This window comes from Candidatus Nanosynbacter sp. TM7-076 (assembly GCF_022828325.1).
In the GTDB taxonomy this organism is placed as follows: domain Bacteria; phylum Patescibacteriota; class Saccharimonadia; order Saccharimonadales; family Saccharimonadaceae; genus Nanosynbacter.
The window spans coordinates 57,271-82,775 of record NZ_JAJQJS010000001.1; the positions used below are offsets into that span (position 1 = coordinate 57,271).

The 25,505-nt window shown below is 39.9% G+C and carries 26 protein-coding genes, 3 tRNA genes and 2 other RNA genes; 21 read left to right on the forward strand and 10 right to left on the reverse strand.

Annotated features, from left to right (window positions below):
• Nucleotides 1-29 precede the first annotated feature (29 nt).
• From LRM47_RS00285 to LRM47_RS00300, 4 genes are read left to right on the forward strand one after another with little or no spacing between them, the layout of a single operon-like run.
• Nucleotides 30-770, forward strand: coding sequence for a type II secretion system protein (locus tag LRM47_RS00285; RefSeq protein WP_243822404.1), 741 nt, complete (start codon nucleotides 30-32; stop codon nucleotides 768-770).
• A complete protein-coding gene (locus LRM47_RS00290) occupies nucleotides 763-1,344 on the forward strand; it encodes a type II secretion system protein (protein WP_243822363.1) in 582 nt (193 codons plus the stop codon). The genes LRM47_RS00285 and LRM47_RS00290 overlap by 8 nt, the downstream gene beginning before the upstream one ends.
• Nucleotides 1,328-2,026, forward strand: a complete 699-nt coding sequence (locus LRM47_RS00295) for a PilW family protein (RefSeq protein ID WP_243822364.1) — start codon at nucleotides 1,328-1,330, stop codon at nucleotides 2,024-2,026. Before LRM47_RS00290 ends, LRM47_RS00295 begins: the two co-directional genes overlap by 17 nt.
• Nucleotides 2,019-3,167 carry a hypothetical protein gene (locus tag LRM47_RS00300; RefSeq protein WP_129634912.1) on the forward strand — a complete coding sequence of 383 codons (1,149 nt, stop codon included), beginning with the start codon at nucleotides 2,019-2,021 and terminating at the stop codon, nucleotides 3,165-3,167. The genes LRM47_RS00295 and LRM47_RS00300 overlap by 8 nt, the downstream gene beginning before the upstream one ends.
• Here LRM47_RS00300 and xerA read toward each other — a convergent pair.
• Nucleotides 3,164-4,081 carry a site-specific tyrosine recombinase/integron integrase gene (gene xerA / locus LRM47_RS00305; RefSeq protein WP_243822365.1) on the reverse strand — a complete coding sequence of 306 codons (918 nt, stop codon included), beginning with the start codon at nucleotides 4,079-4,081 and terminating at the stop codon, nucleotides 3,164-3,166. The genes LRM47_RS00300 and xerA overlap by 4 nt on opposite strands.
• Nucleotides 4,082-4,173: 92 nt before the next feature.
• On the opposite strand from xerA, the gene LRM47_RS00310 reads away from it, so the two are divergent.
• The 7 genes from LRM47_RS00310 (at nucleotide 4,174) to LRM47_RS00340 (ending at nucleotide 8,530) form a co-directional block, all read left to right on the forward strand.
• Nucleotides 4,174-4,698 carry a nucleoside-diphosphate kinase gene (locus LRM47_RS00310; RefSeq protein ID WP_129743549.1) on the forward strand — a complete coding sequence of 175 codons (525 nt, stop codon included), beginning with the start codon at nucleotides 4,174-4,176 and terminating at the stop codon, nucleotides 4,696-4,698.
• Between the two features lie 41 nt (nucleotides 4,699-4,739).
• A tRNA-Arg gene (locus tag LRM47_RS00315) sits at nucleotides 4,740-4,816 on the forward strand.
• A 5-nt stretch (nucleotides 4,817-4,821) separates the two neighbouring features.
• Nucleotides 4,822-5,352 carry a PH domain-containing protein gene (locus LRM47_RS00320; protein ID WP_178143150.1) on the forward strand — a complete coding sequence of 177 codons (531 nt, stop codon included), beginning with the start codon at nucleotides 4,822-4,824 and terminating at the stop codon, nucleotides 5,350-5,352.
• Nucleotides 5,330-6,328, forward strand: a complete 999-nt coding sequence (locus LRM47_RS00325; RefSeq protein WP_243822366.1) for a SurA N-terminal domain-containing protein — start codon at nucleotides 5,330-5,332, stop codon at nucleotides 6,326-6,328. The genes LRM47_RS00320 and LRM47_RS00325 overlap by 23 nt, the downstream gene beginning before the upstream one ends.
• 52 nt (nucleotides 6,329-6,380) lie before the next feature.
• Nucleotides 6,381-6,456, forward strand: a tRNA-Thr gene (locus tag LRM47_RS00330).
• A 4-nt stretch (nucleotides 6,457-6,460) separates the two neighbouring features.
• Complete coding sequence (locus LRM47_RS00335) at nucleotides 6,461-6,838, forward strand: hypothetical protein (protein WP_243822367.1); 378 nt, start codon at nucleotides 6,461-6,463, stop codon at nucleotides 6,836-6,838.
• A gap of 3 nt (nucleotides 6,839-6,841) precedes the next feature.
• A complete protein-coding gene (locus LRM47_RS00340) occupies nucleotides 6,842-8,530 on the forward strand; it encodes a glycosyltransferase family 2 protein (RefSeq protein ID WP_243822368.1) in 1,689 nt (562 codons plus the stop codon).
• On the opposite strand, the gene LRM47_RS04175 is transcribed toward LRM47_RS00340, so the two are convergent.
• Together LRM47_RS04175 and LRM47_RS00345 are read right to left on the reverse strand one after the other, a co-directional pair.
• Nucleotides 8,448-8,933, reverse strand: coding sequence for an NrdR family transcriptional regulator (locus tag LRM47_RS04175; protein WP_353524819.1), 486 nt, complete (start codon nucleotides 8,931-8,933; stop codon nucleotides 8,448-8,450). The two genes, LRM47_RS00340 and LRM47_RS04175, sit on opposite strands and share 83 nt — an antisense overlap.
• Before the next feature lie 369 nt (nucleotides 8,934-9,302).
• Nucleotides 9,303-9,379: transfer RNA gene (locus tag LRM47_RS00345), tRNA-Val, on the reverse strand.
• 60 nt (nucleotides 9,380-9,439) lie between these two features.
• Between LRM47_RS00345 and thrS the strand changes: the two genes are divergently transcribed.
• From thrS to LRM47_RS00365, 4 genes are read left to right on the forward strand one after another with little or no spacing between them, the layout of a single operon-like run.
• Nucleotides 9,440-11,251 (forward strand): threonine--tRNA ligase, encoded by a 1,812-nt coding sequence (thrS, locus tag LRM47_RS00350; RefSeq protein WP_243822369.1) that lies wholly within the window; start codon nucleotides 9,440-9,442, stop codon nucleotides 11,249-11,251.
• An 11-nt stretch (nucleotides 11,252-11,262) separates the two neighbouring features.
• On the forward strand, nucleotides 11,263-12,165 hold the full coding sequence (locus tag LRM47_RS00355; protein ID WP_243822370.1) for a tRNA (adenosine(37)-N6)-dimethylallyltransferase: 903 nt from the start codon (nucleotides 11,263-11,265) through the stop codon (nucleotides 12,163-12,165).
• A gap of 24 nt (nucleotides 12,166-12,189) precedes the next feature.
• A complete protein-coding gene (locus tag LRM47_RS00360) occupies nucleotides 12,190-12,783 on the forward strand; it encodes a hypothetical protein (protein WP_243822371.1) in 594 nt (197 codons plus the stop codon).
• A gap of 2 nt (nucleotides 12,784-12,785) precedes the next feature.
• Nucleotides 12,786-13,424 carry an MBL fold metallo-hydrolase gene (locus LRM47_RS00365; protein ID WP_243822372.1) on the forward strand — a complete coding sequence of 213 codons (639 nt, stop codon included), beginning with the start codon at nucleotides 12,786-12,788 and terminating at the stop codon, nucleotides 13,422-13,424.
• Between the two features lie 72 nt (nucleotides 13,425-13,496).
• Here LRM47_RS00365 and rpmB read toward each other — a convergent pair whose 3' ends face one another.
• Nucleotides 13,497-13,706: a 50S ribosomal protein L28 gene (gene rpmB, locus LRM47_RS00370; protein WP_129632249.1), complete on the reverse strand. Its 210-nt coding sequence runs from the start codon at nucleotides 13,704-13,706 to the stop codon at nucleotides 13,497-13,499.
• A gap of 98 nt (nucleotides 13,707-13,804) precedes the next feature.
• On the opposite strand from rpmB, the gene LRM47_RS00375 reads away from it, so the two are divergent.
• Complete coding sequence (locus LRM47_RS00375; RefSeq protein WP_243822373.1) at nucleotides 13,805-14,449, forward strand: site-2 protease family protein; 645 nt, start codon at nucleotides 13,805-13,807, stop codon at nucleotides 14,447-14,449.
• Between the two features lie 175 nt (nucleotides 14,450-14,624).
• Nucleotides 14,625-14,966, forward strand: an RNA gene (gene rnpB / locus LRM47_RS00380) — RNase P RNA component class A.
• Between the two features lie 50 nt (nucleotides 14,967-15,016).
• Here the strand turns inward: rnpB and rplT are convergent.
• The 4 genes from rplT to LRM47_RS00400 all read right to left on the reverse strand — a co-directional run bounded on the left by rplT (nucleotide 15,017) and on the right by LRM47_RS00400 (nucleotide 17,669).
• Nucleotides 15,017-15,358, reverse strand: coding sequence for a 50S ribosomal protein L20 (gene rplT, locus LRM47_RS00385; RefSeq protein WP_129743558.1), 342 nt, complete (start codon nucleotides 15,356-15,358; stop codon nucleotides 15,017-15,019).
• Nucleotides 15,359-15,360: 2 nt separating this feature from the next.
• Nucleotides 15,361-15,555 (reverse strand): 50S ribosomal protein L35, encoded by a 195-nt coding sequence (rpmI, locus tag LRM47_RS00390; RefSeq protein ID WP_243822374.1) that lies wholly within the window; start codon nucleotides 15,553-15,555, stop codon nucleotides 15,361-15,363.
• On the reverse strand, nucleotides 15,555-16,061 hold the full coding sequence (gene infC, locus LRM47_RS00395) for a translation initiation factor IF-3 (RefSeq protein ID WP_146423485.1): 507 nt from the start codon (nucleotides 16,059-16,061) through the stop codon (nucleotides 15,555-15,557). The genes rpmI and infC overlap by 1 nt, the downstream gene beginning before the upstream one ends.
• An 84-nt stretch (nucleotides 16,062-16,145) precedes the next feature.
• Entirely contained in the window at nucleotides 16,146-17,669 is a 1,524-nt protein-coding gene (locus tag LRM47_RS00400) for a YifB family Mg chelatase-like AAA ATPase (protein WP_243822375.1), read from the reverse strand.
• A gap of 66 nt (nucleotides 17,670-17,735) precedes the next feature.
• On the opposite strand from LRM47_RS00400, the gene ssrA reads away from it, so the two are divergent.
• From ssrA to LRM47_RS00420, 4 genes are all read left to right on the forward strand, one after another.
• Nucleotides 17,736-18,139: a transfer-messenger RNA gene (gene ssrA / locus LRM47_RS00405) on the forward strand.
• Between the two features lie 1,346 nt (nucleotides 18,140-19,485).
• Complete coding sequence (locus LRM47_RS00410) at nucleotides 19,486-19,857, forward strand: hypothetical protein (RefSeq protein WP_146423691.1); 372 nt, start codon at nucleotides 19,486-19,488, stop codon at nucleotides 19,855-19,857.
• Between the two features lie 54 nt (nucleotides 19,858-19,911).
• Nucleotides 19,912-20,358, forward strand: coding sequence for a hypothetical protein (locus LRM47_RS00415; RefSeq protein WP_243822376.1), 447 nt, complete (start codon nucleotides 19,912-19,914; stop codon nucleotides 20,356-20,358).
• Nucleotides 20,359-20,366: 8 nt separating this feature from the next.
• Nucleotides 20,367-23,270 carry a type IV secretory system conjugative DNA transfer family protein gene (locus LRM47_RS00420; protein ID WP_243822377.1) on the forward strand — a complete coding sequence of 968 codons (2,904 nt, stop codon included), beginning with the start codon at nucleotides 20,367-20,369 and terminating at the stop codon, nucleotides 23,268-23,270.
• Nucleotides 23,271-23,284: 14 nt separating this feature from the next.
• On the opposite strand, the gene LRM47_RS00425 is transcribed toward LRM47_RS00420, so the two are convergent.
• Both LRM47_RS00425 and LRM47_RS00430 read right to left on the reverse strand, forming a co-directional pair.
• Nucleotides 23,285-23,857: a hypothetical protein gene (locus LRM47_RS00425; protein WP_243822378.1), complete on the reverse strand. Its 573-nt coding sequence runs from the start codon at nucleotides 23,855-23,857 to the stop codon at nucleotides 23,285-23,287.
• Nucleotides 23,858-23,867: 10 nt separating this feature from the next.
• Nucleotides 23,868-25,472 carry a hypothetical protein gene (locus LRM47_RS00430; protein WP_243822379.1) on the reverse strand — a complete coding sequence of 535 codons (1,605 nt, stop codon included), beginning with the start codon at nucleotides 25,470-25,472 and terminating at the stop codon, nucleotides 23,868-23,870.
• Nucleotides 25,473-25,505 lie beyond the last annotated feature (33 nt).

Below are 25,505 nucleotides of genomic sequence, written 5' to 3' on the forward strand. Positions count from 1 at the left end.
AAAAGCGCTTATGCTATAATGGAGAAGTGATGGACAATAAACAAAAAGGTTTTACTATAATTGAAGTGATTTTGTTTGTGGCTATTTCTGGCTTGCTGACCTCTATGCTGATGGTCGGTGTAAGTATGTCAATTAATCGCCAGCAATATCGCGATTCGGTGCAATCATATGCTGGTTTTTTGCGAAATGAGTACTCGAAGGTGGTAAATGTTGAGAATGAGCGATCTAAGGGCACTTGTCCAATTGAGGGCTCTGATGGTCGAGCTGAAACTCTACGCGGCCAATCTGATTGTGTGATTGTCGGTCGCTATATTACCACTGAAGGTTCTTTGGGCTCGACTGACGGCAATCTGTACAAAACTTATCCAGTTTATGCCTATAGACCAGATAAGGGTAGTGCGTGGACTTATAAACGTGGCGCTGAGTCTGATAAATATATCGTTAATTGGCAAGCAAAAACTAGGTTTTCTAACCAGGCCAAAGATAGTGCGTATATTTCTATTTTGATGTACCGCCACCCAGAGACGGGGCAGTTGGACATTAGAACCGACACGAGCCGATTTGGTGACAATTTGACTGATTTCGTCAACAATAAAAATAGTGCTGGAGTTGTGCAATCTGCTGGTGAGCAGCGTCAACAGAGGGAAATTTGTGTTTATGATGACGGCTGGCTACCGGGAGAGAGATTATCTATTTTTCTACGATCACACGCAGGTTCTGCCGATGCTGTAGTTATGGGTAATGCGACAGGAGGTTGTGCTGATGCGTAAGTTTAGCAGAGGTGACACGCTTGTCGAAGTGTTACTTGGAGTAACTATTTTTAGCCTAGTTGCCGTTATTGCATTAGAAACTATGAATCGCGGGATGGCTATTGCTCAGTATTCTTTGGAGACGACGTTGGTTCGTCAACAGGTTGACGCTCAGGCTGAAATGCTAAGATATGCGCATGATATGAAAAATGATACTTGGAAGAAATTGGTAGACAATAATTCGGTGAGCGTTTCTGCTGTTAATAGCAATGAAGGAAACTTGGGTGCTGAGAAATGTCCTGATGATTTTTCTACGAAAGAGTTTGCTTTGGTTGCGACGCCTTCGCTCGCTTCGAAGATTAGTATATTGAACAATCCTGGAGATTATAAACCAGCAGAAACGTACGCGCGGGTCGATAGTGATACTAAAAAAACGTATGGAATATCTGTTAGATTAGTTAAGCCGAGTACGGCTACTGGAAGCAGGGATAGCAATAAATATGATGCGTACATAAAAGCGTGCTGGATGCCAGTTGGCAGCAAAATGCCGGCGACTATTGGTACGATTGTGAGGTTGTATGATTCGGGATTATAAAAAAGGATTTACACTTATCGAATTGATGCTCGCAATGAGTTTTATCTCTGTTCTTTTGTTGTCGATTGCAATGGTAGGTATTCAAGCGGGAAAAATGTATAGCAGAGGAATTGTGCTTCGTGATGTTAATCAGGCGGGGCGAGATATTTCAGACACTATTCGACGTGATTTTCTTCAGGCGAATGCCGAAAAAATTGACACTACAGGCTTGAGAGTGCCGAATAATAGCAATTGGTCAACTGGTCGACTTTGTCTTGGCTCTCATTCTTATGTGTGGAATAATCCGAAGTATTTGGACGATCCTAGCCTGTTGGGTGGAAATAGCCTGTTTAAGGTTAATGGTAATCCAGTGAATTTGGTGCGCGTAGTTGATGCGGATAGTGGATTGTGTAAAAAAGATGCTTCTGGCAAATATCCGGAAACCGTCGATCTTGCGAAATCGTCCAATTTGCTCAGGGCTATCAATAGCGGCGATGGCTCAATTGGTGTACACGAAGTTACATTAGAAAAGGTTACCTCAGACAATTCAAGGGAGGCGCTGTATAAATTGACCTTTACGCTGGGGACGAGCAAGATGAGTGAAATAAGGAATTCTTCCTGTAAAGCTCCGACTGAAGATGATAGCAATTTTGAGTTCTGTGCTATAAATAAATTTGAGATGATTGTGAGGACAAATGGGTAAAAATGCGCGACAATCAGGTGCTGTATCTCTTTTTGCGGTTATATTTGGCGCGATGTTGCTGACTATTGTTACTATTGGTTTTATTAAGTTGATGATTATGGATCAGCGACAATCCTCGAATAATGATCTGTCGCAGAGTGCTTATGACGCGGCTTTGGCTGGGGTTGAAGATGCTAAGCGTGTGGTTCGTGCCGCCCAGACGGGCAATATTCAAGCGGCGGGAGTGCTGAATGGTCCAATTAATTGTAATATGGTCGCGGCATCTGGTGTTGTCGGAGGTGGCTCTTCTGGTGAAACTATTATTAAAACTGGTACAGATGCGGGTAAAAAATTTGATCAAGCGTATACTTGCGTAAAGATCACTATGAAATCTCAAGATTTTATATATAAGTCTATCGAGGAAAAATCTCAAATTGTGCCACTACGCGCAACTGGTTCATTCAATAAGATATCTATTGAATGGTATAGGCGCGATGATGAGAGTAATTTGAATGGCGCCAACGCCGCTAACACTGAAATATCCACTTCTGGGGATCTGCCGACGAAAAACAACTGGAATGCCAATTCGCCACAATTGATGCGCGTGCAGCTTATTAACCCAGGCGCCACCTTTAATTTAGCGGCTTTAGACTCAACTGGTGTCACTTCTTTCTTACGACCGAATGTTTTAAGATCAGACGTAGTAGGTCAGAATGGTACTGCTGTTTCTGGTAAGATTTCTGATCATCCACGCGCAACTGACGGTAACGAACATAATAACGGAACAAGTGTGATTTCTTGCAGCAAGACATTCAAGTTTTCTGGCGAATATTCATGTAAAGCGGTGATTGATGTTGATGAGATTCCAGCCGGTAGCGAAACTGCGTTCTTAAGGTTATTACCTATATATAAAGGTGGTAGTGTGAAGATTTCTCTTCAGAAAACCGACGGAACGATTGTCAATTTTGATGGAGTCCAGCCAATTGTCGATTCCACGGGGCGGGCAAGTGATTTATTCAGAAGAGTTGAAGCTCGATTGCAAATAGGAGATGATTTCGCATATCCTAATAATGCGGTTGAATTAAAGAATAGTCTATGCAAAGATTTCTCTGTATCTGGCGGCGGATCTGCTACCGCAGGTCGATGTAAGCCCATAAGCTAAGCTTCTGTGTCGCTATGAAATCGGTCGTGAATATCTTTCAGATGCTGGTCGGTAACGTGCGTATATACCTGTGTTGTTGATATATTGCTATGTCCCAGCATTGATTGGACTGAACGCAAGTCTGCACCGTTCATAAGTAGGTCGGTGGCAAAGCTATGGCGCATGGTGTGTGGGCTTACATGTTTTGTGATACCAGCCAATCTAGCATATTGACCAATCATTCTCTGAATGCTGCGCGCGCTTAACCTACGGTAGTCTCCGGAGGTGTTGGGAGTTGCGCGGCGTTTGCTATAGCTTAAAAATAGAGCGGGTAGATTATCTGTTCTAGCTTCCAGGTATGCCGATATGTGTTCGGCGGCACTTTTTGAAATAAAAACAGGGCGATCCTTTTGTCCTTTTCCTCGCACCATAAATTCGCGCCTCTTTAGGTTTATGTGATCGCGGTTTAAATTGACCAATTCTGAAACACGTAGTCCGCTGGAAAATAGCAATTCAACGATTGCTCGATCTCTCAGTCCAGATTCTGTATCGGTTGGTATTTGATCAATCATGCGTAAAACCTCGTCATATTGTAAAAAAGTCACTTGTTTACGGACTACTTTGGGTAATATAATTCTGTCGGCCGCTAGACTTTTGATATTACGACGAGAAAGGTAGGTCAGTAGACCTCGCAATGCAATAAGATGATAACTTTGGGTAATTAAAGACAGCCCTTCGCCAGTGTTGTCATTTTTATAACGGTTTAACCAGAGGCGATACTGACGTATTAGCTCTGATGTAATTTTATCAACATTTATATCGCCAGCAAAATCGATAAATCTCTCCAGGTATAGTTGATAATTTATGATGGTTTTTTGACTGCGTCCACCTTCAACCTCTAGGTGTTCTAAGAAATCAGTTAAAGCTTCTGACATAAACATAATATTTATTCTATCGCTAATGAATATGTTTATCAAATTATTTATTTCTGTTACTATATTAGAAAATAATAAGCAGAGGAGTATCTATGGCAGAAAGCGAAAAAAACTACTGTGGCGTTGAGAGGACACTAATCGTCTTTAAGCCTGACGCAGTTCAACGAGGTATCGTTGGGGAAATTTTACAACGTTTTGAGCGAGTTGGACTAAAAATAGTTGGTGTAAAAATGACATCACCATCCAGAGACCATTACTATGCTCATTACGAGGACATCGGTAAATTGGCTACTCGTCGAGGCGAGGATACTTTGAATATAACACTAGATATGATGATGGATGGTCCAGTTATAGCAATGGTACTAGAGGGCGTCGAAGCTGTTGCTGTTGTTAGGAAGATTGTTGGTCCAACAGAACCTAAGTCGGCTGATATGGGAACAATTCGCGGTGATTACTCACACATTAGTTTTGGCTATGCAGATGAGTGTCAAAAGGGAGTTCCAAATTTGATTCACGCATCTGGTGATTCAGATGAGGCCGTTCGTGAGATCGAGCACTGGTTCAAGCCGGAAGAATTGGTAAATTATCACACATTAAGTGAAAAGTTTACTCGCTAAGCTAGTCTTTCCTGAGAGTTACCGTGGTATAATGGTTGTATGCCTCGGTAGCTCAACTGGATAGAGCAGATCCGTCCTAAGGATAAGGTTGTAGGTTCGACTCCTGCCCGGGGTACCAAATATATGACAGAGCAAATTAAAGATAAGCAATTTGATGGGCAGCGTGACGGAGAGCAACTGTTGTTTGTGTTTCGTCGTCACATAATTGCTATGAGAAAAGGATTTTATCTGCTTCTAGGATCAATGACGCTTGGTTCATTGCCTTTTTTAATTTGGCAAGATAACTTGAACCTTTTATGGGTGTTTGTCGGCGGATTTATTTTTGGTCTAATGCTATTTTTCTATCATTTTTTGATGTGGTTTTACACTTACTATATTGTTACCGATCAGAGGATTCGTCAGATTACTCAACATGGATTTTTTGGCAAAGACGTCATTGAGTTGAAATTATCAAAAATTCAGAACATTAGTTATAGCATTCCGGGGTTTAGTGGAGAAATGTTTAAATTCGGAACAATAGTTATTCAAACTTTTGTTGGAGATCTTGTTATAAAAAACGTAGAACATCCAGATAAGATCTATAATAAATTACAAGACGCAGTGGAAATTTCGACAAAGAAGGAGGATATCAATGAAGAATCTATTGAACCGTAAAGATAAAAAACAACCAAAGGAGCTACCTAAGAGGATTACAAACGATACAGTAGCTCAGCACCGCGAGAAGGTTTTGGCAGCTGGTCGTAAGCATAAATATCCCATCCAATACACTAAACGTCGATTGGTATGGATAACGATGCTTGTTAGTGTTGTTATTCTGATTGTTTTTGTTGTCCTTGGTTGGGCGCAGTTATATGTCTGGAAAGATACAAGTGATATCGCATATAGGATAACTAAGATTTTACCTCTTCCTGTGGCTAATATTGATGGAGAAAATGCCGAATATAGCGATTATTTATTGTATCATCGCAGCTCATTAGCGGTATTACAATCTCAAGGTCAGGCAGACCAAAAAGATAAAGTTAAGTTCTATCAAAATCAGTCCATAGACAAGGCGTTAGAGGTGGCATATGCCAAAAAACTTGCGAGAGAAAATAATATTACTGTTGATGATAAAAAGGTTCAAGATCTTATCAAAAAACAGCAGGAATCTAGCAAGCTATCGCAGTCCGCTTATGAGTCTGTAGTGAAAGACAATCTTCACTGGTCAATGGAGGAACTAAAAACTGCTATGAAATATACTCTGTTAAAGCAAGAAGTATCTTTTAAGATTGATAAAACAGCTAATAACCTAGTGTCTGATATTAAGAAGAGACTGCAAGAGGGCAAATCCTTAAAGGATATTGCTACGGAAATGGGTGACAAAGTGCAGTCGGTATTTGATCTATCTGTCTCTACGGATAATTCTGACGGAGGTCTAACGAAAGCGGCTATGTCATTAACAAAGGGTAAAATCTCGGGTCCTATAAAGACTCTTTCGGGTGACGGATATTATTTTGTGATGCTTAATAACATTGAAGGTAACACCGTAAATTACTCTTATGTAAAAGTTCCGTTGACTGAATTTAATAGCCAGTTTAACTACTTAAAAAATAACAATAAAGTAAAATATTTCATTTCTATCGATAAATAATCGATCTAGTTTGAAAAAACTCCTATTTTTGCTATAATTTCCTAAGGAGTTTGCCGTTGTAGCTCAGTTGGTAGAGCAGCTCATTCGTAACGAGCAGGTCGCTGGTTCAAGCCCAGTCAACGGCTCCATTTTATGAAAGATACTGTAAAGAAATCGATAAAAATTGTTTTTAGCGACAGGACTGTGGCAACTCTTTTGATAGTTAACGTTGTTGTGGCTATTGTTGTATCTATATTTTTAGGATCATCAATAAAGCATAGCGAGGCTCAGGTTATTACGCGCTACACTACGTATGGTGATGCGAATTTTTATAGGAGTCACTGGTCTAGTTTATTTAGTTATTTTGTTTTGGCGTTTATGATAGTTTTTGGTCACTCCGCACTAAGTGTCAAGTTAATTTCACTAGAGAAACGAAGCTTGGCTATATTTCTTTTGTGGTTGACATTGGGCATTTTAGCTATTTTAGCTATTTTAGCCTATTCTATAATTAAAATTGCATCGATAGGATAATACATGGACATTGAAATCCCACTTGGTAAACGAACAAAAAAATATCGTTTTCTTGAGATGCTTCCTGGGTTGCTAAGTTATGGCGCTATTGTCCTTCTGATTATCTTATCTATAGTAAGTCCTGTTTTAGCATCAATTTATTTGTTGACTATAATACTAATTGCTTTTGTAAAAACAATAGCTATCAGCTATAGGATAGTTAATGGTCATAATAATATGGTGAAAGCTTCAAAAGCCGACTGGAATAAACGGTTATCTGATTTGGAAGATCCGAAGGATGCGTATTCTAGGCTGAGAGATAATCAATCTAAGGAGTTGTTATATCAACAACATGTAGATAACCTAAGATTTATGTCTGCTGCGGAAGATGGGTACTATCCTAAACCTAGTAATATTTACAACGCTCTTATTATGCCTGCATACAACGAGAGTATAGAAGTGATTGAGCCTGCTCTTAAATCAGTTTTAGATACAACATATGATAAGAAGCGTCTGATTATAGTTTTTGCGTACGAAGAACGTGGTGGCGTTGATATTGATACAACAGCTAAAATACTGAAAAAGAAATACGGTAAGTACTTTCATTCTTTCCACATTGTAAAACATCCAAAAGATCTACCAAATGAGGTAGTTGGTAAGGGCGGAAACATCACGTATGCAGGCAAGTGGCTGGAGCAATATTTACAACAGGAAGAAATAGCTTTTTCTGATGTTATTGTTACAACAATGGACTGTGATAATAAGCCGCATAAGTATTACTTTGATTATGTGACGTACGAATATATTGTTCACGAAGATAGAAAGCACCTATCGTTTCAGCCAATATGTTTGTTTACTAATAATATATGGGATGTACCTGCACCGATGCGAGTAGTGGCAACAGGGAATTCATTTTGGAATATTATCAGCTCCATGCGCCCATATTCTTTGCGTAACTTTGCGTCACATTCGCAACCAATGAACGCTCTCGTTGAGATGAACTTTTGGAGCACGCGAACAATTGTTGAGGATGGCCACCAGTACTGGAGAAGCTATTTCTATTTTGATGGTAATTATGAAGTTGTGCCAATTTTTGTGCCGATTTATCAAGATGCAGTGCTGGCTAACAGTTATAGAAAAACATTAAAAGCTCAGTTTATCCAGCTGCGCCGTTGGAGTTATGGAGCTTCGGATGTGGCGTATGTTGGTAATAATATATTTAATAAAAATAGGACGGTAAAATTTTGGCCTAGCCTAGCTAGGTTTATAAGGCTATTAGATGGTCATGTAACTCAGGCTTGTATTGCTCTAATTGTTGCTTTCGGTGGATGGGCTCCTCTTGTACTAAACAGTGAAGCCGCACGCAGTGTTGCTGCTCACCAGTTGCCGGATACTGTTAGTTTAATACAACAGGTAGCTATGATAAGTATTTTGGTATTGATTTTTGTATCGTTCAAGTTGTTGCCGCCTCGTCCAGAAAGATATAAGAAGAGTAGAAACACATTGATGGTTCTACAATGGTTCTTAATGCCTGTTACTTCTATTGTATATAGCTCTTTGGCGTCATATAATGCACAGACTCACCTTTTGCTTGGTAAATATCTTGATAAGTTTGACGTAACGGAGAAGACTACTGTAGAGATGAATGATCAGAGTCGTGCTCAGAATAAGAAAAAGAAGGACGGCCACGACGCCTCTTTCTCTGAGAGATAATAAGATTATGTTGTGCTGCATATTGCAGTGCGGCTATTTGGTCAAAATTCTGTAATGTTGAGTGGGTTATCTCGGCGATGTGCTGCGATGATATAGTGGGCTTGTTGTGTAGATGTATTAATTTATCTTGTATAGTATTGGCCAAGTCATAGCTATATGAGCCTGCTAATTTTTCGTTATGATTAAAACTTCGCGCAATACTAAGTATCAGTTTTCCTATAGAAAAATTATTTTTCTCGCCATCTTGTGATATGACAACAAGGGGAACTGCAGGCTTTTCGTAGGTTGTAAAAGAATAACCGCATTGGTTGCATATATGTCTACGCCAGGTTGTTGGGCATTTTTTATTTTGACGAGAATTTGTTACGTGGGTTTTTTCGTGAAAACATTTTATGCATATCATATCAATATATTGACATACAACTATAAAAAAATCCAGTGGAAAAGTGCTGTGTAAAATAAAAATCGCCTCGTTTTAGAGGCGATTACTTTATAAATCTGGCAACTTAATTAAGTATAGATCTTTCTTCGTTGATCTTCTTGTTATATTCGTAGTGAATTTTGGTCTTGCTCAATAAAGAACAGTGTTGCGGCTTTTTTGTGTCTAAACTAGGTGAGTCATGTTTACTCATACTTTAAATTCTAACATACTTATCAAATAAAGTCAAGGTTTATATGGCAAACGTGTAGGTTTGGTCATTTTTTGTTGTATTAACTAATTCTATTAATAAAAAAGCCCCGTCTACTATCGACGAGGCTTATATGTCGTATCTGGTGGGCAATAGAGGATTCGAACCTCTCACCTCTTCAACGTCAATGAAGCGCTCTAGCCAAATGAGCTAATCGCCCAGATATAATAATATTATCATAACAGATGTCTACTATCAAGGAGCGTGGTATAATATTGATATGAGTGAAGAAGAACTAAAATCTATGAGACACAGCCTGGCGCATATTATGGCACAGGCTATTCAGCATTTATGGCCTCAGGCGAAGTTTGGCGTGGGTCCAGCTATCGATAATGGTTTTTACTATGATATTTATCTTGACAACGGGACAATTTCTGAAGCTGACCTTCCGAAGATAGAAGAGGAGATGCGAAAGATCGTAGCGGCTAATTATCCGTTTGAGCGGCGCGATGTGTCGGTAGAAGAGGCTATTGATTGGGCTATAAAGGGAGATCAGACCTTTAAAATGGAATTGCTGAATGATCTTAAGCGATCTGGCACTACCGTTGCTAGCGAATTGGCTGGAGAAAAAATGGGCTCTGTGTCTGATGGCGATAGTAAAGTCGAGACTGTTTCTTTGTATTCTCAGGGTGATTACACTGATTTGTGTAGAGGTGGACATGTGGATAGTACTGGAAAAGTTGGTGCATTTAAACTCACTAAGACGGCTGGAGCATATTGGCGAGGCAATGAGAACAATCCACAAATGCAGCGAATATATGGTGTAGCGTTCGCTACACAGGAAGAGTTGGATGAATATCTGAATAGATTGGAAGTTGCAAAACAGCGAGATCATCGCAAGTTAGGCAAGGAGCTTGATTTGTATACAACCTCTCCTCTAGTGGGGATTGGTTTACCCTTGTTTACTCCTCGCGGTACGATTTTACGAGATATAGTGGCTCAATATTCGAACCAGCTGAGGCAGAAGTTTGGCTTTGAAAAGGTCTGGACCCCTCATATTACGAAAAAAGATCTATATGAAACATCGGGTCATTGGGCTAAGTTCGGAGAAGAGTTATTTTTAGTTAAAAGCCAAGAAACTAGTGATGAGATGGCTCTTAAGCCCATGAACTGTCCGCATCATACGCAAATTTTCGCCTCACGACCGCGAAGTTATCGTGATATGCCGGTAAGATATTTGGAGACGACAACAGATTATCGCGACGAAAAAACTGGCGAGCTGGGCGGATTGAATCGTGTACGCTCATTAACGCAGGATGATAGTCATATATTTTGTCGTACTGATCAGATTGAGGGCGAGATTAATAATTTATTATCTGCCGCTCGTGAGCTGTATGGATCAATCAATATGAAGCTTAGGGTCCGATTAAGTTATCGTGATGAATCCGATTCGTATTTAGGTGACCTTAGCTTATGGGATTCCGCGCAGAACCAGTTAAAATCTGCTGTTGAGAAAGTAGGATTGGATTATTTTGAGCAAGAGGGCGAGGCGGCATTTTATGGTCCAAAGATTGACTTTATGGCAACGGATGCAATCGGCCGTGAGCATCAAGTTGCAACTGTGCAGCTAGATTTCGTGCAACCACAAAGGTTCGGTTTGGAGTATGCGGATGCTGATGGTAATTTTACAACACCAGTTATGATTCATTGCGCCTTATTGGGATCAATTGAGCGATTCTTAAGTGTGTTTATAGAGCATACTGGCGGATGGTTCCCGTTTTGGGCGGCTCCAGAACAGGTTCGTGTTTTGACAATCAACGATACAGTATTAGAATATGTTGATAAAATAACAACTATATTATCAGACATTACCCTCATGAAGCCAGTTAGGTATAATGATGTAAGATTTACAATAGACTCTAGAAATGAATCATTAGGTAAGAAGATTAGGGAAGCTACCTCTATGAAGATACCTGTTCAACTTATCGTAGGACCAAAGGATATGGAAGCTAACGAGGTTAGTGTTCGCACGCAATCTGGCGAAGAAAAAATATCGTTGGAGCAGCTTGCTGAGTATATAAAATCTTTGTAGGATTGAGCTAATTGGATAGGTTTATAAAATTAGATAACGGCGTTGATGAAGGTCGTCTACCACTAATTGTAATTGTTGGTCCTACCGCTAGCGGCAAGACATCATTGGCTATACAATTAGCGAAGAAGTATAGAGGGGAAATAATTTGTGCTGACAGTAGGACCGTCTATCGTGGTATGAATATTGGGACGGCTAAGCCTTCTCTGGAAGAGCAGCAGGGAGTTTCTCATTGGGGTCTTGATTTGGTGAATCCGGGCGATTCTTTTAGTGTGTCACAATTTAAGGACTATGCCTGTCAAAAGATTAAAGAAGTCCGAAGTCGAGGAAATATTCCATTTCTTGTCGGTGGAACAGGGTTGTATATTGATTCTGTTATATTTGATTTTCAATTTGGAGGTAAATTCAGCAGAGAAAAGAGAGCTAACTTACAAGAAATGACGATATCTGAACTTCAACAATACTGCGTCAATCACGACGTAGCCTTGCCGGAGAATAGTAAAAATAAAAGATATCTAATTAGGGCTATTGAGCGAGCCGATGAAAAGCCGTCTGGAATGGAGGCTCCATTGAATAATACTATCGTTGTCGGAATTACCACAGGTAAACAACTATTAAAACGAAGGATTACAGATAGAGCAAAAAAAATGTTCAAGGACGGTGTTGTAGAAGAAACAATAGGGTTAGCCAATAATACCGGGTGGTGTAATGAGGCTATGACGGGTAATGTTTATCCTATTATTAAGAAATTAATTGAGAAAGAAATAGACGAAGATCAGGTTATTCAGGAGTTTATTGTTAGTGATGTAAACTTAGTAAAACGTCAGTTGACGTGGTTTAGACGAAACCCATTTATTGAATGGGGAGATGTTCATTCGTGTGAACAATATTTATCTCGAGTATTAGATAGTAAGTAAAAAATATGTTACAATTATAGTACAATGATTGATTCATTATTTGGTTCAAAAACTAGGGTAAAATTATTACATCTTTTTCTGAACAATCCAGAAAAGTCATTTTATGTGAGGGAAATTACTAGGATGATCGATGAGCAAATAAATTCTGTTCGTCGAGAGCTAGCCAATATGGTGTCTGTAGGCATAGTACAACAGGATGCTATTGATAATAAGTTATACTATAGCGTAAATGAGGATTATCCGTATATCAAGCCGCTTGCGGCTATATTCTCAGATAAAAATACAGAAGGCGGTATGGGTGCTGCGAGTAGCGTTTCCTGGAAAGATTCTTTAGGGAGAATGAGAGGTTTAAGATTGGCTATTATTTCGGGGAAATTAGTAGTCGGATCAAGCTCTGCTGTTGATTTGCTATTGGTTGGCGATGATATGTCTGTCGTAACTATAAAAAATCTTGTTAAAAAAATCGAAAAAGATAGAAAAATAGAGATAAATTATGCCGTAATATCTTATGATGATTTCTATTATAGGATGAGTGTCAAAGATAGGTTTATAATGGATATTGTAAGAAACAAGCACTCTGTATTAGTAGATACGGAAAATATAATGAGAAAGGAGTAGGCATGTTTGAAATAGAGTATAAAGGAGCAAATGCTGTTATTATTACCACAAAGAAGCTTCGTGTGGTATTTGATCCGAATTTAGAGATTGTCGGAGGAAAAAATGTTTCTGTGAATAATGACGTAGAAGTGGTCACGGAGGATCGGTTTGCTGTTGTGGGTTCTACACCAAGATTGCTATTTTCGGGTCCAGGTGAATATGAAGTCGGAGATATCTCATTGCTAGGAATTCCAGCGCGCCGACATATCGACGCTGCAGATGATGTTAAAAAATCTACAATATATAAAATTACGATTAGTGAAGCTAAGGGGGTGGTTGTTGGTAATATTGAGAATAAACTAACTGATGATCAGCTTGAAGATATAGGTGTTGTTGATTTTGCAATATTACCTGTCGGTGGAAATGGATATACATTAGACGCAATGGGAGCGACTTCAATAATTCGTCAATTGGATCCTAAGGTGGTGATTCCGGTGCATTACAATGACGCTACTTTGCATTATGAAGTTCCACAGAATGGCGTGGATGAGTTTGTAAAAAATCTAGGAGCTCCAGTTGTTGAGGCTGGTCCAAAATGGAAGTTAAAGAAAATAACGGATCTACCAGATAATTTAACGGTTGTTCAAATATCGAAAAGTTAGAGTCTTCTCATTGAATTAAAAATAACTCCGATAATACAATCGGAGTTATTTTATTAAAATTTGATTTAGCGATTACTTATCAGCAGTTGCGCCCAAAATACCTTTTTTCTTCAGGGTGCGAATAGCTTTTGTGCTTAAAGTCATGGTAATTTTTTGACCGTCAACAACAAAAGTCTTCTTCTGAAGGTTTGGTTTGAAAACGCGCTTAGTGCGGCGCAGGGAGAAGCTGACGTTGTTGCCATACTGCTTGCCTTTGCCTGTTAAATCACATCGTGATGCCATTTCCACTCTCTTTACTTTATTATTAATAACAATCCTTATTATTGTAGCGGCATTTGTGTAATTAGTCAAGATCGTGTATTGATGCTATAATAACACTTATGATTTTAGAAATAATAGTAGTTTTGATTGTTATATTATTGTCTATGACCATTCACGAGGCTATGCACGCTTTTATGGGATATGCATTGGGCGATAATACCGCAAAAGAAGAGGGGAGATTGACGCTTAATCCCATAAGACATATCGATCCTGTAATGACTATTTTGCTTCCTTTGATTATGGTGATACTGCATGCTCCAGTTTTTGGAGGAGCTAAACCTGTTCCATTTAATCCAAATAGAGTCCGTTTTGGCGATTGGGGGGCGGCTCTTGTCGCTCTTTCTGGCCCAATTACTAATTTAATAATCGCCTTTATTGTGTTTGGCGTCGGAGTGTTTAGCGGCGTTATTAATAATACCGGGGCAGTACAGTCTACGATATTTGGACTGATTATTTCTACTGCTGTATCGGTGAACCTGGGCTTTTTTGTTTTTAATATGCTACCAATTCCACCTCTGGACGGGTCTAGAATACTATACGCCGTAGCGCCAGATAGCATCAGGGGCGTTATGCAGAAAATTGAGCAGAACGGCATTCTTCTAGTAATGATTATAGTTGTGCTGTTTTCTGATGTAATTGGGCAGGTTATGTCGGGCTATATTCAGGCAATTTTGCGTGTATTTATGAACATATTTGGTGTATAATAAGAGCATACCCTGGATTTATCCGTGGGCGCGTATGATTTTCCTAACATCATATGATAGGGAGCTTTAATGATTTATTGTCGTGGCAATAAGTTGCGAGCACCCACCTTGCATTTATGCGGGGAATATCTAGCGCCCACAGACAAGTCTGGGGTTTAGTGCTATAATATATCATGTAGTCTGTTAGGCAATCGCTTAAGTTGTACTTAAGAGGAAAGTCCGGGCAGCGAAGGATACGACAGTCGTTAACGGCGACCGGAGGCAACTCTAGGGAAAGTGCCACAGAGACAAAACTACCTTCGTATTTTATATACGAGGGAAAAGGTGAAACGAGTGGGGTAAGAGCCCACAGTCGTCTATGGCGACATAGACGAGAGGTAAACCCTGTCGGCTGCAAGGAGATTTGCAAATAGGATTATCCGTCCGCAGATCGATAACCGCTTGATTTGTTTGGCAACAAGCAAACTAGATAGATGATTGCCCTAGACAGAACCCGGCTTATAGGCAGACTATGAATAAAACACCCTGCATAATGTCAGGGTGTTTTATATTGGTAGTTTTATCCTGTTATAGACTCGCTTTTACTATTTCAGCGAAAGCTTTTGGCTCGTTAACTGCCAATTCTGCTAATATTTTTCTATCAATCTCAATATTTTTAGATTTCATAGAAGCTATAAGTTTGCCGTAAGTTGTGCCTTCTTGTCGAGCGGCTGCATTGATTCGGGTAATCCATAGACCGCGTAGATCGCGCTTCTTGTTTCGGCGATCGCGGTAGGCGTACTGTAGAGCCCTAATAACACCTTGTTTTGCAAGACGAAAACTTCTGGTGCGATTATGTTGCATTCCCTCAGCTGCTTTTAAGATTTTTTTGTGCTTAGCGCGTGCGGCAACTCCTCGTTTTACTCGCATAACTATACTCCCATTGCTCGACGGGCGTTCTTGGCCATCGAACCAGTTACTATTGCTGTTGTGTTGATTGCGCGCTTACGACTTTTTGACTTTTTAGCCAACAAGTGGCCGCCAAATGCGCGCTGGCGGGTCAATTTTCCGGTGCTGGTCAGCTTGATACGCTTCGCAGTGCCTTTGTGGGTCTTTAGCTTTGGCATTATTTACTCCTTATTACTACGCTCAGATTGCGACCAGCCATCTGAGGTTTTTGCTCTAATATTGCGTCTTCACTAAGGTGTTCCATGATTTTGTCGATCAATTCGTAGCCGATCTCTTTATGGGCCATTTCGCGACCTTTGTAGACCACTTGTATACGAACTTTATGTCCGCCCTCTAAAAATTTACGGATCTTCTTCAGCTTAACCTCTAGGTCTCCAGCTCCTATCTTTAGACCAAAGCGCATCTGCTTTAGGTCTCCAGATTTGGCTTGGCGCCGATTCTTCTGTTGATCCTTCATTTTTTGGTACTGGTACTTACCCCAGTCAATGATTTTAGCAACTGGCGGATTGGCTCCTGGTGATATTTCAACTAGGTCAAGATTCATGTCGTTGGCCTTACTTAAAGCCTCTTTAAGGGACATGATTCCTAGCTGCTCGCCATCAGGACCAATTATCCGCAGTTCTCTTGCACGGATTGCTCCGTTGATACGGATTGATTTATTAATCTCTGGCTCTCCTTTTTTGAAGCAATTTTAGATTAACTCAGTTGCTATTGTAACAGAGATGTTTGTTATTTTCAAGGATAATAATTAACCTATGTTAATCTGTCTGTATTGTAGGCTTTCTGCTATGTGCGGAACTTCTATGGACGCGGATCCTTCTAAATCTGCGATAGTGCGAGAAACTTTTATGACCTTAAAGTAGCTGCGAGTGCTTAAATCTAGCTTTCTGGCTGCGTTCGTCAAGAAGGTTTTTGCAGATTCTGAGATTGATGTAATTTTATCAACAGTATTGCTTGAAATATCATTGTTGTATTTGTAACTACACTTATATCTGTCTTTCTGGATAGAGTAGGCTTTATGTATCTCAGATAAAAATGTCTCTTGTTGTGATTTTGTCGACATTTTATTAGTTAATAATTTTTCATGGGGGACTCGTGAAACCGACACTGTTAGATCTATTCGATCAAGTAACGGCCCTGATAATCTTTTTTGATAATTGAGAATTTGATTTTGTGAGCATATGCAAGTTTTTTCTGGATCTCCAAGAAATCCACAAGGGCAAGGATTCATTGTGGCTACTAATAAGAAATTGGCAGGGAAGTTGAATTTACCATTTGCACGACTGACGGTAATTTCGTGATCTTCTAAGGGTTGACGAAGTGATTCAAGCACAGTGCGTGGATATTCGAGTAGCTCATCGAGAAATAGGACACCTCTATGAGCTAAACTGATTTCTCCTGGCTGCACTTTTGATCCTCCGCCAATAATAGATGCTCTACTTGCGGTGTGGTGTGGTGATCTGAACGGTCTATCTACTATGGGATTGTTTATTATAGTGTGCTCTCCAAGACTGTGAAGTTTTGTCACTTCTACTATTTCATCCTCTGATAGGGCTGGTAATAGATTCTTCAGAGATTTTGCCAACATAGTTTTTCCTGATCCCGGAGGACCGGACAATAAAATATTATGTCTTCCGGCAACGGCTATTTGAATCGCTCTTTTTGCTTGTTCTTGTCCGTAGATGTCGTCGATGATTGGAGTATTTTTATGATTGCGAGATATATTTTTTATTGATGATCTGTCTATTGGCTTAATGATCTTTTCTTTTTTGAGATGTAAGAAGAGTGATTTTAGGTTTTCTACTGGAAATACATCAACTCCAGTCACTAGTGCTGCTTGTTCGGCGTTTTGGGCTGGCACGTATACCGATTTAATTTTTTGGTTTTTGGCTACTTCGGCTGTAATAATTGCTGATCGTATTGGACGTAGACTGCCGTCTAGTGCTAATTCACCTGCAAAAACCGCATCGTTTATGTCGCCTTGGTTGAGTGTGCCACTGATGCATAAAATAGATAAGGCAATGGGGAGATCAAAGTGAGATCCGTCTTTTGGTAACTCTGCCGGTGCTAAGTTGATGATTATTTTTCCTTTCGGAAAATCTAGGGAAGAGTTTTTTATTGCACTACGTACCCGATCTCTAGACTCATCGATGGCCTTATTACCCATTCCGACGATTTGTAGACTAGGAAGCCCTTTTGACATATCTCCCTCAACTTCGATGATTTGTCCACTAAATCCGTAGGGTGTAGCTGAAATAACTCTACTAATCATGAATCTATTAAAACATAAGCATGTAGATTTTTGAATGAGATAGAGATATAATATGAATCGATATGTGGGGCTGATATAGCTTTAGACAATTGGACCTTATCATGACATTCTGCGAGCCGACGATACGCGTAACATATATTTTTTAAATGCAAACTTTGTTGCAAAAGCAAAGTCATTCGTAGCGAGCGCTTTCGCTCCTAAGATGGCCTTTGCGCCAATCGCTGCCTAATTTTTAGCGATCATCCTTGTATTGTGGCAACAGTCAATATCTAAGGGTGTTATATCTATGTTGCTTGCTATATATTTGGAAGTAGCGGATATGTAGGACTTTTACTACGTAACGGAACTCGGTTTTCTTGGTTTATTTTAAATCCGAGTAGCGTTATTAAATAAATTTAGATAAGCCTATGCTCGTAGACGAATGTTGTGATACCAGTTGGACCCGGGGGCAGTACCCGGCAGCTCCACCAGATAGATTAGATTAAAAGTCAGCCTTATCGCTGGCTTTATTTATGTTAAAGAGTAGAATTTATCTTTAAGATAGAAAAACAACCACCTGCGAGTAGTGGTTGTTTTCAAAAAAGTGGAGTTTTACAATTTCTTTTTATTTTTGGCTTCTGTATAACTTTTTTATTCAGAAGCTACCCCTATAATAAGCTATATAAATGCTTATGTCAACAATATTTTTGTAAAAAGTTGAGTAAAAAATACCACACATTTTATAATCTTCTTTCTAATTTTTGCAGCTGTTTTTCTAATGACTTTTACTATGAAGTTACATGTCAGAGACTGGTGCTTATTTGATGGTCTTTTTTATGTATATCACAAATTAAATTGCCGTACATTTTCTAGGATTTTTTAACTGAAACGTAAAGGATGGCTCTGTGTACTACGAATAAACTTTATGCTTTCGTTTTGTAATTTTTAATTAAGACTGCTGTATAGCATTTGATATATAGGATTTAATATGCATACTGATGCTTGTATGTTCTTGTAATAATATAAAAAATAATTTTGTTAAGTTTGCTATAGTGCGACAATGAAAGTGAACAGAGTTTTATAAATCGGGTAGTAGAGACTACTATTTTATCGCGGTTTCGAGTACTAGACGTTAGTCTGATATTGACTGTACGAACCTATTTTTGTGGCAATGTTTGGATGACAGGCAACCATAGGTTAGTCGTGTAATTGGGCGGTCGCTAAATCGACGATATCTTCATTGAATGGTGTGCAATCTGTGCTAGATAATACTTAAAAATGACAAGCTTGTTGTAAAATACACAGATAGCCATAAAGCGATAAGAGAATAATTAACAGATGATAATTTTAACAACATTAAAAAATAGGTGAAAATTACAATACTTTTTGACCGAGTAATAGTTGACATCTAAATAGGGCTATGCTAGTATAAGGGTAAGCTTTTAGAAAAACAAAAAAGCAAAAATACATTAACAATAAATTTTATATAAAGCCACATTTTGCGTATAAATCGACGGACAGTTGGCTGCATGATTTTTATAATGACGCAGCCAATGCTCCGCCTTTACAATATTTCGCAAATTGTAAAAGCGTTGAGCGCGCGGTTAGTACCGCATACATCCAGTTAATCCTCGTTAAAGAACTAGCGATGAAAGTCCTGGATGTATGCAGAGGAACACTGCAAGGATGCTCCTTAATTAAGGAGCGGTCAAATCGCCTCGAGCGGTAATAGGCAAGTAGCACCCGCGCCTAATAGTTATTTTTTATCGGCGGATGGTTTGTGTCTATATGCTATAGTATTATCGCTCAGGCTTCTTGTGTATAGTATGATGTGAGTATGGGGATGAAGATAATTAGTTTTATAGCGTTGGTTGCATTGATTTTGACTGCGGTTATTTTGAATGCAACAAACCCGAGTTCTGCTGGTCCGTTTGGGATTTTAGCGTTTTTTGTATGTTTGTATGTACTATTTATCTGTCTAACTTATGTAGTATTTTTAACATCGGAGCGAATAGCTGCGAAATTTTTTAATTTCAAGAATAGTCGCAATGAATCTAAGTATAAGACGTATTATTATTCTACTGTAATCTCTCTTGCTCCAGTTATTTATGTGGGTATGCAATCGATGGGAGATGTTGGGATTTTTGAGATATTATTACTTGGTGTGTTTGAATTGCTGGCGTGTTTTTTTATACATAAAAGATACTAATCCCGTCCTGAATGTAGTTGTGTATTTTAAGTAGTTACGTGGTACAATATATTTATGAATCCCGAACTGCCACAAGTTAATAGGACCCCTGAGGTGCAGCCACAAAATATAGGTGGCGGTGAGTATAATGTAGAAAATACATCATTAAATCCTGAAGTTGGAAGAGAGTCTGAGCAGTCTCTTGGTGCTAGGGTTGAGCAATATAACAATATCCCCGTGGCTTTGCCTGTTGATAATACTACAACAGTTCCTTTATCTCAATCTCAAAACGACGATCAAAGTGCGAAGCAGTCAGGGGTAGTAGCTGATGATGATACTCCTCTGGTGGCAGCGGATGAAGACTTGATAGAAAGAGAATGGGTGGATAAAGTTAAAAAGATTATAGCTTTAACAAAAGATAATCCATATGAGAGGAATAGAGTTATTGCACAGCTGCAGGCTGATTATTTAAAAAAACGATATAATAAGACTTTAGGTCAAAATGACGACGGTAATAAGTAGGGTTTTATATGGGTGCGGGTCCTTTGATAGTTAGTTTTATAGCGATTGTTATTATAGCCGCTGGTGCTGCGGTAGCTTTTGTGTTGTATCGTAATATGCTGAGAGAGGCCAAAAATTATGAACGAGGCTTGAAGATGGTGCCGTTGCTTATACATTTGCCTCCGACAAGTGAGGACGTTAATAGCTCAAATCGAGATGAGCGAGATTTAACTGAAGAGGTGTTGTCGCAAGCCCAGGTGATGTATAACATTATCTCAAGTACGGCAACTAAAGGATTCAAAAGTAAAGTCTACGGCCAACGTCATATATCGTTTGAGATTGTTGCGCATGGTGGATTAGTTCACTATTACGCGGTTGTTCCGCTAGTGCTAGTTGATGTTATTCGTCAAGCTGTAGCGGCAGCATATCCTTCTGCTCGGCTAGAAGAGGTATCTGATACTAATATATTCAGCAAGGTTGGCAAGATGAGCGGTACCATCGGCGGCGAATTCACCCTGAAAAAATCCTTTGTTTATCCAATATCGACTTATCAGGAGTCGAAAAGAGATGCTTCCAGGGCGTTATTAAATGCTTTGTCTTCGGCATCTAAAGAAGATGGAATAGGTGTACAATTTTTACTGCGTCCGGCGTATGACGGTTGGTCTAAGGCTTCAGAGTCTCATATTGACGGTATGAAGAAGAATAAGGGCAAGAAGAAGGGTTTCGGTGGTGTTGCTCCTATGGATATTATGGAGGCTTTGTGGAAACCGCCAGAGAATAATGAAAAAGACGGCGGCTCTAATTCTGAGGACAAGCAGCTAACGTCTTTAGAGCAGGCGGAAGTGGATGCTATCAGCGAAAAAGCTCGCTATCCTGCGTATGAAGTTTTAGTGCGTGTTGTAATTTCGTCAAACACTGCGGCGCGCTCTCAAGTGTTGTTAAAAAATATAATAGCAGCCTTCTCGTTGTTTGACTCACCGCGCAATAATGGGTTTAAGTTCTCTTTAACTAGGAATGTTGAGGAAATGACAACAGCATATATTATGAGGTTCTTTCCTCAGGAAACTCGTAGTAATATTCTCAACAGTGTAGAAATGGCAACGTTATTTCATTTGCCTGGAGCTAACGCAATTCCGACTTCACAAGTTAAGCGACAGATGTCCAAGCAGGTTGATGGACCAACAGATGTTTTGGATGAGGGTTTGTTGATTGGTTATAACGAATTTCGAGGAGTCAAAAAGCCTATTCGAATCGGGACAAAAGACCGCCGCCGCCACGTATATATTATTGGTCAAACAGGCGTTGGTAAGTCCGTCTTGCAGGAAAATATGGCTTATCAGGATATGATGGATGGTCGAGGATTCGCCTTTATTGATCCGCACGGTGATTTGGTTGAGTCATTGTTAGGTAAGGTTCCAAAAGAGCGCGTTGAGGATATTATCTACTTTAATCCTGCCGACATGACCAATCCAATTGGTCTGAATATGTTTGAGTTCGACACTCCAGACCAAAAAGACTTTTTGGTTCAAGAGGCAATTAATATGCTGTATGGCCTTTACGATCCAGGCCATACGGGAATTGTTGGTCCTCGTTTGGAGCATATTTTTAGAAACTGCGCTTTATTGTTGATGTCGGATCCTGCTGGTGGAACGTTTATTGACGTGCCGAAGTGTCTTATTGATCCTGAATTTGTGAAAAGCAAGCTTAAGTACGTGAAAGATCAGCAAGTTATTGACTTCTGGACAAAGGAATTTCCTGCGTCACAAAGGTCAAATGAGGCAGGTGAGGTTATTTCATGGGTTGTATCAAAGTTTGGCCCATTTATTTCCAACGATGCAATGCGCAATATCATTGGTCAGACCAAATCTGGATTTAATTTGCGTGAAATTATGGATAATAATAAGATTTTGCTAGTTAACTTGTCGAAAGGTAAGATGGGTGAACTTAACTCTAAGCTTTTGGGTATTATCTTTGTGATGAAGTTTCAAGCAGCGGCGATGTCTCGGGCGGATATTCCAGAGGATCAGCGGGTTGATTTTTCACTGTATGTTGACGAGTTCCAGAACTTCGCCACTGACAGCTTTGAATCTATTCTGTCTGAGGCTCGTAAGTATAAATTAAGTCTTATTATGGGTAACCAGTTTATGACTCAGTTAACGGATAAGATACGAGAAGCTATTATCGGTAACGTCGGTACGGTTATTTCTGGGCGTATCGGTGTGACTGACGCCGAATTGATGGTTAAGAAGTTTCAGCCGACTTTCGATGTCGACGACTTGGCTAAATTGCCAAACTTCCAGTCCATAACTTCTGTGATGATTAATAACGTGCCGTCTGCGCCGTTTAGTATGAATTGGATTCCTCCGATGGGGCAAGTTAATAATCAGCTGAGAGACGCGTTAGTAAGGCTATCTGCTGCTAAATACGGTAGACCACGAGCTGTCGTTGAAAAGGAGATATTTGACAGGATTAGAGGTAGTGCGCAACCAAAGACGAGTCCTTCTCAATTAGCGCCTTCTGTTGGTCAAAAATCGTCGGGCGGTGGGTCATCGTTCTTAGATGAATGGCTAGCGAAGAGGCAACAACTAGGAGGAAAGCCCGCTTCTAACTCAACCGTAAGACCGGCAAATTCGCAAACTCCACAGACTTCCTCACAAATACAGAATCCGCAAGGTCGCCCAGAGGTGGTTAATAATGCGCCTTCTAATATAAATAGCGTAAATGCTACGGCTTCTAATCTTGATAGCAAACAGCAAAGTCAACCTTCTGCGATAGATAGTGCTGTCGCCAATAAGCCAAATATGTCTATGACTACAAATAATAGCCCTGTCTCCTCTGTAAATGTAAAACCGAGCCAACCTGTAGTTAAGAATCGGCTCGATTTACGCAATGGTGATGACGACGATAGTGAAGTGATGATTAGCTTGAGATAAGATTCAACATCTATCTAGCTATTTTTCCTGTTGTTGATAAACCCTACTCGAGCGTATTCAATAACAGCGCCAATAGACCAGCCAGCTACAAACAGGATAATAGTTTCTGATCCTGATAATAGGTATCCGTATCTTTTGGCGATAAAATACACAACGACAGAAGCTATTGCTCCTAAGGCGCCAGAAATGATTAAGTTAGGGCGGGCAACAGTATTGCCAATTGCGTCACTAGTCTTTTCGACTACTGGATTATGAATGACCTTACTGAAAGCCCTGGATGGAGCTGATAATTGGTCTTGTACATTTTCCAAAGTCTTCTTATACGAAGCTTCAATATCTTTTTTTGTAAGAGGCTTATCTTCTTTTATCTCTTTAGATTCTTTTTGTTCTTGCCGCTTTTCTTGGCGGGTGGCAATTTCCATAGCCTCATGTTTAATGCTATTTTCATTTTCGGCATTTGATTTTTCTTTTTCAACCGCCTTTTCTAGAGATCTTTCGATTTCAGCCGCTTTTTCTCTGCTTAAGTCTGCTAATTCTCTGGTGTCGACAGCATTATTCTCTACAGTAGATTTTAATTTTTCACTCATTTTTCACCTCCTATAAAGTTCCTGCGGACATGTCTCGCCGAACAATTCTAACCTCTTTATTTAATTGACGTGATCGAGCATAGAAGAATACAACTACAGCTGAGATAATTCCTGCGAACATCATATTCTCGCTGGCGCCAGTTTTTGGTAATTGCGAAGTGGTCTGTTCAATAACTTTCGGTGCAGGGCAGTCAATTTTTGTACTGACAGTATTGCCAAATGTGTTATCAATCCTACAATCATAAGACATTGGATTACTTTTACCGCTAGCCATTGCTGGGATGTTGTTCTTTATTTGGATAGTAAAGCTGCGCTTCTGGGTTTCTCCTGGCTTGATCTTGATAGGGTTCCATACTAGAACTTTTGCGTTGCTGCTGCCCGCGCTAGCACCTTTATCATCTGTCAATGTTCCGCCGCCAGCGTCGAATATGTCTGCATATTCTAATAGGTCGCTGACTTGATCTTTGAATGTAAATTCTTCCTCTTTAAGACCTTTGTTTTTTACCGAAAGAGTGTAGGTAATTCGATCTCCAGATTTTGCAACCGTAGTTGTTGCGTCGGCGTTATTCTGGGTGAGATTAACTGCGGTTTTTGTCTGCACGAACGAGGCAGAACATCGACTATCGTTAATCCATATAGTAGAGTCGCCTGGACATGGTTGGCATTGAGGATCGTCCTTTAATAATTTAGGGTTTTGAGGACACCTTGCTGGCTCTGGTATAGTAAATGTCTTTACGCAGGCGTCTGAGGTCTTGTCGCCTAGCGAGCTTTTTACTGTTAGAACAACTTTGTATGATCCCGGTGTTTTCTCTGTATAAGATACAATCTTATCGTTGCTTTCTATAGTTTTAACTAGGGTGTTTCCTCGATAAATACTGTATACATATTTTTGAATTGTAGCACCGTTGGCTACACTTGCGTTGGCTGTAAGTTGGTAAGTGTCTCCATTATTCTTTATGTCTAGAGCGTTACATGTAGCTACTGGCTGTGGTGGAGTGGAGCAGTTTGGGTATGTGCCAACTTGACCAGTCGGACAATGGTGGTTTGGTGGTGCGAATTTTAAGATTAAGTTGCCACAGTTAAGCATGATTGCAAACCATCCGGTTCCAGCTGAATATCCAACAAATGCTCTGTATGAGAAGTTGCCCCAGAGGTTGTGAGGTCGATAGTAGAAAGTGCGAGCCCCTCCTTGAGATGTGCGCACTACATATGAACCTTCACCTCTTGATGGTCCAAAATGAGGCGTAAGTCCCCAAGAATAAGTTCCCATGTTACTGTTCAATGTCTGAAGATTTCCTGTTGCAGCTACTAGATCTGAGCGGCTAATACCAAGATGATCGTAGAGGTCGTGAATATTATTTGTGTTCGCGTCATAATGAGCCATTAGTTGTTGACCGCTAGAAATTCCGCCATAAATTAGGTCGCTGGAATCTGCTGCATTGGCTGATTCTGGCGGTGAAAAAACAGTGAAAGATTGCACGATAAGCGCTAGGGCGGTTAAGATAAGACCGATCTTTCGATTAGCTTCTTCCTTACGTAAGCGTTTCGCATAAAAGCCCAAATTGTGGATCATTGAAGGGCTGTATGGTAGGCGCGAGATAATTTTTTTGAACATTTTGACCTCTTTTATTTTTGTTGTTATATAACT